This window comes from Clostridium sp. 1001271st1 H5, assembly GCF_005845215.1.
Classification (GTDB): Bacteria; Bacillota; Clostridia; order Lachnospirales; family Lachnospiraceae; genus Enterocloster.
In genome coordinates this window covers 172,034-184,644 of the sequence record NZ_SPHO01000003.1, presented here as the reverse complement: position 1 = coordinate 184,644, position 12,611 = coordinate 172,034, and the positions used below count along the sequence as shown (strand labels likewise).

10 protein-coding genes are annotated in these 12,611 nt (G+C 49.6%); all 10 read right to left on the bottom strand.

Translation table 11 applies throughout. From position 1 onward, the window contains the following. Nucleotides 1–204 precede the first annotated feature (204 nt). On the bottom strand, nt 205–1,404 hold the full coding sequence (locus FGS84_RS05910) for a TolC family protein (protein WP_138306751.1): 1,200 nt from the start codon (nt 1,402–1,404) through the stop codon (nt 205–207). A gap of 32 nt (nt 1,405–1,436) precedes the next feature. Beyond that, on the bottom strand, nt 1,437–2,672 hold the full coding sequence (locus tag FGS84_RS05905) for a TolC family protein (protein ID WP_138306750.1): 1,236 nt from the start codon (nt 2,670–2,672) through the stop codon (nt 1,437–1,439). A 35-nt stretch (nt 2,673–2,707) separates the two neighbouring features. Continuing rightward, nucleotides 2,708–3,340: a TetR/AcrR family transcriptional regulator gene (locus tag FGS84_RS05900; RefSeq protein WP_138306749.1), complete on the bottom strand. Its 633-nt coding sequence runs from the start codon at nt 3,338–3,340 to the stop codon at nt 2,708–2,710. A 199-nt stretch (nt 3,341–3,539) separates the two neighbouring features. Beyond that, nucleotides 3,540–4,667 carry a substrate-binding domain-containing protein gene (locus FGS84_RS05895; protein WP_138306748.1) on the bottom strand — a complete coding sequence of 376 codons (1,128 nt, stop codon included), beginning with the start codon at nt 4,665–4,667 and terminating at the stop codon, nt 3,540–3,542. A gap of 18 nt (nt 4,668–4,685) precedes the next feature. Then, entirely contained in the window at nt 4,686–5,696 is a 1,011-nt protein-coding gene (locus FGS84_RS05890; protein ID WP_138306747.1) for an ABC transporter permease, read from the bottom strand. Between the two features lies 1 nt (nt 5,697). Further along, a complete protein-coding gene (locus tag FGS84_RS05885) occupies nt 5,698–6,705 on the bottom strand; it encodes an ABC transporter permease (RefSeq protein WP_138306746.1) in 1,008 nt (335 codons plus the stop codon). A 5-nt stretch (nt 6,706–6,710) separates the two neighbouring features. Further along, nucleotides 6,711–8,225, bottom strand: coding sequence for a sugar ABC transporter ATP-binding protein (locus FGS84_RS05880; protein ID WP_138306745.1), 1,515 nt, complete (start codon nt 8,223–8,225; stop codon nt 6,711–6,713). Between the two features lie 232 nt (nt 8,226–8,457). Continuing rightward, nucleotides 8,458–9,951: a response regulator gene (locus FGS84_RS05875; RefSeq protein ID WP_138306744.1), complete on the bottom strand. Its 1,494-nt coding sequence runs from the start codon at nt 9,949–9,951 to the stop codon at nt 8,458–8,460. Then, the gene (locus FGS84_RS05870) at nt 9,948–11,804 is read right to left on the bottom strand and encodes a histidine kinase (RefSeq protein ID WP_138306743.1); all 1,857 of its coding nucleotides are present in this window, start codon (nt 11,802–11,804) and stop codon (nt 9,948–9,950) included. The genes FGS84_RS05875 and FGS84_RS05870 overlap by 4 nt, the downstream gene beginning before the upstream one ends. Continuing rightward, entirely contained in the window at nt 11,776–12,606 is an 831-nt protein-coding gene (locus tag FGS84_RS05865; protein WP_138306742.1) for a TIM barrel protein, read from the bottom strand. Before FGS84_RS05865 ends, FGS84_RS05870 begins: the two co-directional genes overlap by 29 nt. Nucleotides 12,607–12,611 lie beyond the last annotated feature (5 nt).

The window sequence follows — 12,611 nt, the reverse complement described above, 5'->3', positions numbered from 1 at the left end:
TACCACCCTCCTCTGAATAATTATACATGCCCCTATGTATTAAGAATAACATTTTTTTCCTGTAAATTCAAGAGATAGACGGATAAATTTTATATAGTTTTTGTTAATTTTAAACTAAAAGACAGAGAAAAACCCTATTTTCACCACTATTTTGTTGCAAATGTAACAAAACTGGTAAAAATAGGGTTCTTCTGTAATTTACATTTATCCTGCGTTCACACTGACTCCGGTTACAGCCCACTGGTAATTGCGCAGCGCCTGCTGCAGATTCAGGTCTGCACATTTAAACCCGGACTGGGCCTGGAGATAGGCCAGCTCCTGCTGCATGAACTGAATCTGGCTCAGCGTGCCGTTCTGCCTCTGAATCTGCGCCGCATTCCATGTGAGCTGGGCGCTCTGGTAAGCGGTTGAGGCAGAATCATAGGCAGCCTTTTTCTCCAATATGGTGTCGTACAATGTCTGCATATCGGAACGGAGCTGGTCCTCTGAATAGTCCACGGTACGCATCTTGTTGGCTTTCTGGGTCATTTCCTTGGTGGTGCGGACCTGGAAATCGCTCATACCTGCCCCGGACCCGCTCCGCATGCTGATTAAGCTGTAATTATTGTTCACAGCGGTTTCCTTGTCAGATGCCAGGTCCAGAGTTGGGATGACCGATGGGTCGGCTGCCGGAACCGGGCCAATGACAGTCTCCGCCCCCTTATCCCACCCGGTATAGTAGCACAGGGTCTTATATATCTGATCAATGCCCGCATCTATGCTCTCCAGCTGGGATTTGGCCGAGGACAGCTGGGCTGCCGCCGAAAGCACGTCGGCATCCACCGCAAGGCCCTGGGCCTGCATGGTCTGCTGTATGGCCTGGGCTGTCTGGGCTATCTCCAGCGCCTTGGCCACCACGGTCCTCTGGGACTGGTAATACTCATACTGGTTCATCAGAGTCTCCGCGCCGGACACAATCATGTTCACCTGGCGGTCCACGCTCCGGCTGGACTTGCTGCGCCCAATGGAGCGGTCCATGGAGCCCGCGCTGGAGCGCAGCATCCTGGCGCCTCCCACTACCTGCATAACCGCGGGATTTCCGCTGCCCAGGACGTCTTTCAGCTGGTCTGCCTGGGACATATAATCATCCGCCACCACCCGCATGGCAGCTGCAATGCTTCCCTGGTCCTCCTCCATGGTGTCAATCATGGCGTATGCGCTTTTTATGGGGGCGTAGTAATTCTTAATCAGGTCTGTCAATTCGTCGTACTCCATGTGGCTGTCCTGGAGCCGGGCCATGGCCCCGGTGTATGCATCTCCCGGTACAACACCGGGTTCATCGGCCAGAGCAGCGCCCGTAGCGCCCACTGCCATCACAGCTGCCAGCGACAGTGCCATGAAGCTTCTTCGTCTGTTTATATTCATCTGTTCAACCTCCTTACCTTTCTTCAACCGGCCTAATTGGAGGTTGTAAGACCTTTTACATTCCAGTCATATGCTTCCATGGCCAGCAGAAGCTGAAGCTTATCCGTCTCCACACTGTTCCTGGCAGACACATAGCTGTTCAGCGCGTTCTGGTATTCCAGCTCTGTAATTTCACCTACCGCCCTCTTGGCCGTGGCCGTATTCAGGTTAACGGAGGCAACATCCAGGGCCATCACGGCTGCGTTCAGGGCATCCCGGTTGGTAAGCACTGCATTGTACTGGGTCCTGAGGGATTTGGCCGCCTTATCCTTTGCATCCTTAAGCTGGGCCTGGTTGGACTCAATCAGGTACTGGCTGGTCAGGTTTCCGGCCTTTTTCTCATAATATTTCACATCGTAATTGTTTGCAATGGCAGTCTCCAGATCGGCATCCGGATTCATGGACCCTATCCGGTTTAAATCCGGCTCAGGCACATCCCTGATTTCAGGCTGGCCGTCCACCGCCCATCCCAGCATCAGGCAAAGGCTTCTGTGTACATTGTCCGCTGATTTCTGCGCGGACAGGATGGCTGTATCCTGGTCCTGGACGCTCTTTAAGGCGCTGAGTACATCTGCCTGGGTTGCCATGCCGGCAGCCTGCCGGGCCACGGTTGCCTCGTACTGGGTCTGCAGCAGATTCCTGGCGCTCTGGAGATTCTCCATATTATACCGGGACTGCTCATAGGTCACCATGAGCTGCTGGGCCTGATACACCAGTCCCGCCTCTGTCTGGTCATACTGAATCTTTTCCATGTCGGCGTCCTGATAATTGTTGTCAGCCTGCTGCTGGAGCACGCCTACCTGGAACCGGGCAGTTGCCCATGCCACATCATCGTCGCTGTCCGCATTATTCCAGATAGCGTCAATGTCATCCATATAGTCATCGTAGGCCGCATTCAGGTCCTTGCCCTTCTGGTCCTTATAGGTGGAACGGTTGCTGCGGACCGTTGGGTTGTACTCATGTATTAAATCCTTCAGCTCATCAAATTCCAGCACATTATCCCTGAGGGATGCCCATTTGTCCTCGCTGTATGCAAATTCAGGGCTTAAATCCTTGTTGATGTCCGGAGCGGGCGGCTCTGCAATGGTATGGGCATCATCCGGTTTGCTCACATTGGGCTTTTTCCCGCCGGCTGCCAATGAGGTCATGGACATTGACCCCGCCATGGTAATGGCTGCCAGAACAGCAGCAGCCCTGTATCCATATTTCCTGTTCCTTAAATTCTTCATCTCTTCTCTCCTCTTTTCAGCGTTTCCTTATTGCGTCAGTTTCCGATGTTCCGACAGACACCGTATTCCAATATAAGCATTTCCTTTCTTGTCACTTCCAAAAGCTTATCCCGGTCCACCACATTCTTATAATACAGCGTCACGGCCTTGATAATGATAAGCATGGCCATGTCCACCAGATATGCCAGGGTCTCTTCATCAATGGGATAGCGTTCCCTGTCAATCCCTTCATAAAGCTTCTGAATGAATTCACGGTAGCACTCATCCTGAAATAAAAAGCCTTTGATTCCAAACAAATGGTTCTGGTTCACCACGCTTAAATCCGACAGCATGTTCCTGTACATCTTATAGCCCAGGCCGCCCTGGTCCTCATCCACCACTGCCTCCAGAAGCTTAAGAGCCGTCCCGAAGGGATTTCCCTCCTGCTCCTTCAATGTCCTGAAAATCCGCTCCTGGCAGTTATCCCTGAAGCCTCTGAGCATATACCGCATCAGGTCGTCCTTATCTTCAAAATATGTATAGAAGCTTCCTCTGGATATGTCCGCCTCCTTGATAATCTGGTTGATGGATGCAGATGAATAGGGAACCCTTGAGAATTCGTGGACCGCTGCCTCCAGTATCGCCTGCTTCTTCTCTTCCTTTAGTTTCAAAAATCGTTGTGTAGGCATGAATCCCGCCTCCTAGCCCTCTTTTGTATGATACAATCATATTCCGTTTGGTGACACAATGTCATTTGTGACAATATGTCACGAACCCAATTATAAACACATATGCCATGGATTGTCAAGAAAGGAAGAATTAAATTTCCATAAACAGAAAGGAGGCCGCCTTTTCACGGGCAGTCTCCTCTCTGGTATAAAAAGCTTATTAGAATTTATCTTTCCACTGTGCAATGTTGTCCTTGTCAAATCTCAGCGGTTCTCCTAACAGTACCTGGGTTCCTCCGTCATAGTATTCTTCAATGGTGAATTTCCCCAAATCCCCTGCATCCACAATGTCTCCAACCTTACCGGTTGCAGCTCCTGTAACCAATGCATGGGCTGAGTATGCTCCCAGCGCTCCCTGGTCCAGCGGATTCCACAGATATGCATCATAGCAGATTCCATTTTCAATATAAGGCGCCATCTCAGAGGGCAGGCCCACTCCTGTTACCCTGCATTCAGACCCCTGGTCCTGTATCACCTTAGCTGCTGCCAGTATGCCTACTGTTGTAGGGGATATGATTGCCTTCAGGTCCGGATTGTTCTGAAGCATTGCCTGGGCCTCGCTTGTGGATTTATCAGGAAGGTCGTCGCCATAGGCAATATCCAGCACCTCAATGTTTTTATAGTCCTCCGGATGTTCCTCCACCTCCAGAAGCATTGCCTTGCACCAGTCAGCGTGAAGCTGGGATTCCGGGTTTGCTGAAAGGATACCAATCTTTCCCGAGCTACCCGGTCCGCCGCAGATTGCCAGTGCTGACTGCATCTGGGCCCTTCCCACCTCGTCAATGCTGCACTGCTCCACATGCACCTGACGGCTGTCAGGATTCACTGCCGTGTCCACGGAGTTTACTGCGATTCCCTGGGACATTGCCTGCTGGAGAATGGGCTGGAGGGCGTTAAAGTCAGCGCCGATTACTGTAATAGCATCCACATTCTGTGCAATCAGCTGGGTAATGATTTCAATTTCCTTTTCAGCTGTGGGCTGGTCAGCCCCGCGGTATACGGCTTCCACGCCAAGCTTGTCGCAGGCTGCCTTGTATCCGTCAAACATCAGAAGGAATATGGGGTCTGCCGCTGTCTTGGACACAAAAGCATATACCTTCTTCTCCCCGTCCTCTGCCTGTGTCCCTGCTTCCTGTGCAGCTGTGGCAGCCGCGTCCTCCCCTGCCTTTGCAGCCTCCGTGGCAGCCTCTGTCCCCTTGCTCTCCGCCTTCTGCCCGGTACCGCATCCTGTCAGGCTTCCCAGTACCATGGCCGCTGCAAGAATGAGTGATAGTGTGCGTTTCTTCATAATCTTTGTTCCTCCTTTTTATTTTTGTTTGTTATGTATAACACGTTGTCGAATCCACCTGCCTGAGGCAGATTCAGAAATCACTTCCTTCAGATTTGGAATGGCAACCGCTACCACCAGCAGCGCTCCAATGATAATCATGAGAATCTGGGATGACACATTGACAATTCCAAGGCCGTACCGGAGAAATCCAATGGAAAACACCCCCAGAACAGCGCCCAGAACCTTGCCCTTTCCCCCTGCTGTGCTGACTCCTCCCAGGATTGCCATTGCTATGACTTCCATCTCGTATCCCTTTGCAATGCTTGCCCTGGCGCTTCCCAGCTTGGATATAAGGAAAAGCCCTGCAAAACCGGCGCATAGTCCGCTGAGTGTAAACACCAGTACCTTAATCTGGTTTGTCCTGATACCAGAGAACCGGCTGGCCTTGGCATTGCTTCCAATGGCATACAGGGAACGCCCGAATTTCGTCCTGTGAATCACAAAGGCAAATATCAGCGTCTCAACCAGGAATACAATCAGAATCAGCGGAACCCCCGCCACCTTACTCCATGCCAGGAATGACATTTTGGATGAAATGGATGTAATGGGCTTATCCTCCAGAATCATATAGGCGATTCCACGAAACAGAATCTGATTGCCCAGGGTGACGATGGTGGAGTTTAAATCCGGGAACACAACCAGCAGAATCCCGTTAAAGAAACCGCAGGCAGCTCCCACCAGCATGGCCGGAACAATGGGAAGTCCTGCCTCAAAGGCAACACCTGTTAAGCACCCGGAAAGGCACATGATGGATGCAATGGAAATGTCTATCTCGCCCAGAAGAAGCACCATCATGGTGGTAAAGACCATAAGCGCCTTATCCATGAACACCACCATATTGTTCATCATGTTGTTAAAGTTCAGGTAATTGGCGGACAAATTGATGTTGATTACATTTATGATAATGAAAATTACAAATATCATTGTTTCCCATTGGAATAAAACGGATTTTAAGGAATGGGATTTTGTCTTTGCTGTTTCTTCCATATTAATCCCTCCCCTGCAATGCCCTTTTGTCCATATGCTGCTGTGTAATGGAATTGATTACAACAGAGGCAATGATGACAAAACCTTTAATGCCCATCTGCCAGAAGGATGAAACCTGTATCAGCGGCAGAATATTGTTCAGTGTTCCGAAAAGCAGTACTCCCAATACAACGCCGCCCACTTTTCCGGAACCTCCTGTAATGAACACTCCCCCCAATACAACGGATGCAATTACATTTAATTCATAGCTGCTGCAGGACTCGCCCTGGGCGTTGCCGAACTTGCATATCCACAGCATTCCCGCCAGGCCTGCAATCATACCGTTAATCACATAGGCCAGGAATTTGGTCCTCACCGGATTGATGCCGCTTATCTTGGCAGAAAGCTCATTGTTTCCAACTGCATACATATATCTTCCATTCCTGAAATACTGCAGGAATATGTATCCCATAATTGTAATGACAATTGCAATGAATACCAGATTGTTGATACCCAAAACCTTGCCCGTGGATATGCTCATAAACTCCTGGGTCATATCTCCCTGGCCCACCCATGCACCCTTGCTGAACACATACACCAGGCCTCTCAGCATATCGCATACCCCCAGAGTACCTATCAGGGGAAAGATTCTCAGTTTGGCCACAATAAAGCCGTTCAGAAGCCCCGCCAGAAGGCCAATGCCCAGCGCTATGAGCACGATTACCATGATAGGCGTTTCCCTGTGGTCCCGCAGAGTCAGGGCGCATACCATTCCCGCCAGACCCATGGTGGAACCCAGGGACAAATCAATGCATCCTGTCAGTATGACCATCATCATGCCCACGGATACCATCATAAGGATGGCCGTCTCCCGCAGCAGGTCATTTAAGTTGGACCCGGACAGAAAACGTCCTCCTGTCCTTGCCTGCACCAGGACCGCAATGACAATCAGGATTGCAAAAAGCGTCAGTTCCCTTATGTTGTGAGACACAAAGCGTTTTAAATCAAATTCTTTTGATATGCTTTTCATCCATCTCACGCTCCCTCTTTCAAATCTTCATCTTTGGCAGTCATGGCTGCCGCCAGTATCTCCTCCTGGGTCACATGGGACGCATCAAAAACCGCTGCCAGATGCCCTTCATGCATGACGCCAATCCGGTCCGCCATGGACATAACCTCAGGCATTTCGGAGGAAACCAGGACAATGGCGTATCCCTGGGCAGCCAGGTCTGACATGATTGAATATATCTGTGCCTTCGCGCCTACATCCACGCCCTTTGTGGGCTCGTCCAGCAGCAGGATATTCACATCTGAGTTCAGAAGCTTTGCAAATACCACTTTCTGCTGATTGCCTCCTGACAGTGAATCTGCCCTGGAACATATTCCCTTGGCCTTAATCTGGAGCTTTTTGCAAAGCTCCCTTCCGGTCTGTTTCTCCCTTGCCGTATCAATACCGGTCAGACGGTTGTATTTATCCAACGTGGAAAGGGTCATATTCCTGAACAGCTCCCACGAAAGAATCAGTCCCTGCTGCTGCCTGTCTTCCGGCAGATACCCTACCCCCTTCTTTAATGCCTGGGACGGATGGGTAAAGCTGCATTCCTCTCCGTTCACAAATATCTTTCCGGCGTCCGGCTTCAGCAGACCGCATATTCCCTGACATACCTCGGAACGCCCCGCCCCTACCAAACCTGTCAGTCCGAATATCTCGCCCTTTTTTACATCAAAACTGACATCCTTAAAATACCCCTTTTTTGTAAGTCCCTTTACCTCAAGAGCTGTTGCGCCAATGGGAACCGTCTGTTTCGGATACAGCTGGGTGACCTCCCGTCCAACCATGGCTGATATCAGCTCATCCCTGGAAATCTTATCCACATCCCATGTGCCTATGTATCCGGCATCCCTGAATACAGTGACCCGGTCAGCCAGCCTGTACATGTCCTCCATCCTGTGTGATATAAATATGATAGAGGTTCCCTCTGCCTTTAACTTCTCCGTAATGCGGTACAGTTCCTCGCATTCCCGCTTGGACAGGGCAGCGGTTGGTTCGTCCATAATCACAATCCTGGCCTTGGAGGAAACCGCTTTTGAAATTTCCACAATCTGCTGCTCCGCCACGCTCAGATTTACCATCCTGGTCCTGGGATTGATGTCGCATCCCAGGCTCATCAGAAGCTCTTTTGCTCTGCCATGCATCTCATTCCATTTAATGGAGCCAGCCATTGTCAGCGCCTCATGGCCAATGAATATATTTTCTGTCACGCTCAGATACGGATAGACCGTGCTGTGCTGATAGATGGCTGCAATGCTGTTGGCTGCCGAATCATTTGTATTTTTAAATACCACCTTCCTGCCATTAATCAGGATATCTCCCTCTTCCGGCTCATGTACCCCGGTAATCACCTTAATCAATGTGGATTTTCCTGCGCCATTTTCACCCATCAATGCATGTATCTCACCCTGTTTCAGCTGGAACTGAACGCCGTTTAAAGCAACTACACCGGGAAAACGCTTCGTGATATTCCTGAGTTCCAATAGATACTCATCCACCAAATCCCACCTCCCAATCCAGAATTTAAAAACACAATGCAAACTCCTTACATAAAGCATAAGGCATGCACTGTGTTTCGTAAATGTAAAATCAAGAACTATTGTTGCACTTTTTTGAACTTTTATATATCTTTTTGATTCTTTTTGTTCTCTTTTCACCCCTCCCCAGCGTTTTTATTAACCAATGCATATTTTTTGCACATATTATCAGCAAATCACCTCTGGTATTTGGTCATTTATACTCACTGGGCCATACACCCATTTCCTTTCTGAACACCTTTGAGAAATAATGGATGTCCTTATATCCCACCTGGTCCGCCACCTCCTTAACCTGAATCTCCGGATGGCTCTTAATCAATTGGCAGGCTTTCTCCATCCTTATCTTTGTCAGGTACCGGGAGGGAGAAAGACCCACGTATTTTTTAAAAATACGGCTAATGTACTCCGATACAAATCCGAATTCCATGGACAGTTCCCCCGCCTTAATATTCCGCTGGTAATTATCCATAAGATACTGCTCTATCATGACAACCATCTGGGGCATGGCTTCCTCGCTGTTCCCATCCTCCGCCATGTCCTCATCCTGTCCATTCAGCCTTTCCGCCAGCCGGAATACCCGTTCCTTTAACTCCCCGTAGGAGAATGTCTCGTAAACAGCATTCCACACACTGGCGCGCACAGAATGGCTGCTGCCCTTTCCTCTTTCCAGAAATTCCATCATGAAATTTTCGATGGCCATGCATGTCTTGTTTTTTTCTTCAAATTCCTTCAGAAATACGTCCAGCCGGCTGCATACTCCCCTTAAATCCCCGGCTTTCAGGGATGCTGCCATGGCGGAAAATGCCTCTGTCTTTATATCCTGCTCCCACATATCATCGTGAGGAGGGCAGGAATATCCCCCGCAGCTGTAGCATGATTTACCGTATATGGATTCTGTCATGATTTGAATCCTCAGCTCCAGCAGATGCTGTCTGAAGTCCTGGGCCCGGCAGGTTCCGGGCAGGCCCGCGATTGTAATCACGCCCTCCCACGGCTCCATGACAGCCAATAGCTCCAGTGCCTTAGCCTTCACATCCGGAATACTGTCTTTGACAGCCACCACATATTCCCCGGCCCCGTCCGATGTCTGAAAAACAGTATCTCCATTTCCAAATATCCGTATCAGGCCGGATTCCAGAAGCTCCCGGGACTCCGGGTTCTGTCCTCCCTTGACGCCGTCCCTGCCAAATACCCGTATCAGCAGCAGGTACCACGGCGATGACAGCAGTTCATCATAAAAACACGAATTCTCCGGCATCGTTCTTCCGTCCAGCAGGCATTTAAAACATTCCTGCCGCCGGTTCCTCATCCTCAGATTATACTGCGTCTTAAGAACTCCAAGAATATCCCTCAGCTCTGTCTTGTTCACAGGCTTCAGCAGATAATCCGTGACGCCGTTTTTATATGCCTGCTTTGCATATTCAAACTTATCATACCCGCTGAGCACCACGGTCTGAATCTCCGGCCTGTTTTCATGGAGATACTGGAGAAGGGTGATTCCGTCCCCCCCTATCATCATGATATCCGTAAAAACAACATCCACTTCCTCTGCCTCCAGAATCCTCCTGGCCTGGATTCCATTATACGCAGTGTACCTGACCCTGAAATCCTGGTCTATCCCGGAAATGGCTTTACAAATCATACGCTGGATAGGAGGCTCGTCTTCAACAACAAGAACATTTATCATTTATAATTTCCTTTCAAAACCACATAGGTGTACCCGTCGTTTCCGGTATATATTTCATATTCCACCTGCTCCTCATACAGAAGCCTCAGCCTGATAATGGTATTTGTAAGCCCTATGCCGCTGATTTTCTTCTGCTCCCCTTTCAGGAACCCCTCTACCTTTTCATTCAGCTCCCTCAGGTCCTTTTCCTGGAAGGGCCGGCCATTATTCCTTACCTGGATTCTCCAGTGTCCGCCATTTGCAGTAACAGACGCATGGATAATCCACGGAAACCCGTTTTCACCAAATCCATGTTTAAAGCAGTTCTCCACAATGGGCTGAAGTATCACCCTCGGCACCTTCACACGGTCCAGGTCCCCCTGTTCCTCAATGTCATAAATAAGGTTTTCCTCGTACCGGTCCTTCATCAATTCCAGATAATTCCCGGCATGGCGGACCTCATCCCCCAGGGTGCTGTTGCTCTCATCCTCATAGACCGTGGAGTAGCGCAGCATGTGGGAAAGACGGCTGCACATCCTCTCCACCTTTTCCTGCTGGTCTGCCGACGCGCTTATGACCGACAGTGTATTGTAGAGAAAATGGGGATTCATCTGGCTTTGAAGCGCATTCAGACGTGCGCCAAGCTCCAGCTGCATACTTTTGGACAGCCGCTCCAGCGTATCCTTAAATGTGTTGTTAAGGGCCATGATTTCATTCTGGTCATTGTCCTCCAGAGCCTTCATGTCCAGGTTTGACCATGAGATAGACTGGGCCGACACAATCATGTCATTGATTGGCCTTGTCATCTTCAGCGATATGCGGTACGCCATGTATGCGGACAGAACCATGAATACCAAAATAGCCATGATGATTACCTTCTGGATATCCTGTATCACATTGACGATGGAGCTTTTATTGCGCACCATCACAGCCGTCCAGCCGGATGTCTCAGACATACCGGCAGAGAGATACTGCTCTTCGGCCCTGTCACCGGCCCTTACCCGGCTGAACCCATACCGGCTGTCCTGGTTCCGGGAAGCCTGGCTGTAATAAAAATCATAATACGCAGGGCTGCAGATACTCTCCATACTGTTAAACACACACCTGCCCGTGGAGTCAAACAAAAGCACCGCCATGTCCTGGTCAAGGCCCGGAAGGAGGGTCTGTACCAGTTTCTGGAAATCCTGCTGTATCTCGATGATGCCGTACATATTCTCCTGAACCTTATTGCCCAGCGGACAATACAGGGAAATCATCTCATAGCCCACTTTACTGTTCCAGTAATCCGGATGGGGACCCTCCACATAGATGTGCCCGTCATTGCGGACCAGTCTGGATACGATTTCTTCTATATTCATACGGTGGCGCAGCACGTCATCCGCATATATTTTGGACTGGGGCATAACACCGCTGCTGACATAATCCCCATATCTGTTAAATACACTGATTCTTGTGGCAATTCTCTGTATTCCATTGATGTCGGCCAGGGCGCTGACCGCATTAATATGGTCCACAATATGGTCCCCATAGTAATTATCATCTGCCCTGTCTTCAGAAAATGTGCTGAAGTCCTGAATCAGCCGAGAATTCATCATCACCTGAAAACCCACGTTGCGCATTTCAACCATAAAGCTTTCCAGCTGCTGGGAAACCTTTATGCACATGGATATCTGATTGCGTTCCGCTGTCTTCAGGCTGGACTCCCTGACCATCACCGCAACCAGCGTATAGAAGAGCACCAGGCCGCCTACAATAATAATCAGGTAAGACTGCAGTATTTTTTTCTGGAAATTCGAAAAAACAAAGGGCCTCTTCACTGTTTCCTCCCAAACGGCTCCCTGACCATCATATCCCCAGTTCATTCCTGATTTCATATATCATTCTCATGGTATTGGCAAGATATAATTCAGGGTCCCTGTAATTTTCCGAGTACAGTTCGCATGTAATATATCCATTATACTTCCAATTGGCAAAGACTGTAAACATGTCTTTTATAGGTATCACCCCTTCATCCAGCCTTTTATGGGCATCCGTCATTCCGTCATTATTGCAGATATGGATATAGTTCATCCTGTCCTTCAGTTTGTCAAAATACACGGAAAACGGCTCATTGGCAACGGTCGGGGGCGCCACATCCATCATGGCCTCCACATTATCCCTTCCGATTCTTTCCATGGCATCCACACAGTCATCTGCTGTCGTAATGACCGGACTTTCCATGGGAGTCAGGGGCTCGATTACCAGCGTGACTCCCTTGGGCGCCCCGTAGTCGCAGAGCCGCTGCATGTTCTCTGTAAAGCGCTCACGGACCAGGGCCCTAGAAGCCTCATACCCCGGATGGTCAGCCACCACCAGCATCCTGGGGCATCCAAGTTCGTATGCAATGTCAATGGACCTCTGAAAAAAATCCAGGGTTTCCCGGGCTGTCCGTTCTTCCAGGGAACACAGATTATATGGCCCATTCAGTGCATTGGGCGTATACATGGGGATTTCCAGCTTATATTTCTTTTTCAGGGCTTCAATCTCCTGTATCCGCTCCCGGGTCATGTCCGTAAAATACCCGTGAGGACGCCCGCCCCACAGCTCCACTCCATCCAGGCCGTAACGCCTGGCCATCCTAAAGCAGTATTCCAATGAAAACCGTTTAAAATCCAATGAAATCAATCCAAATTTCATGCCGC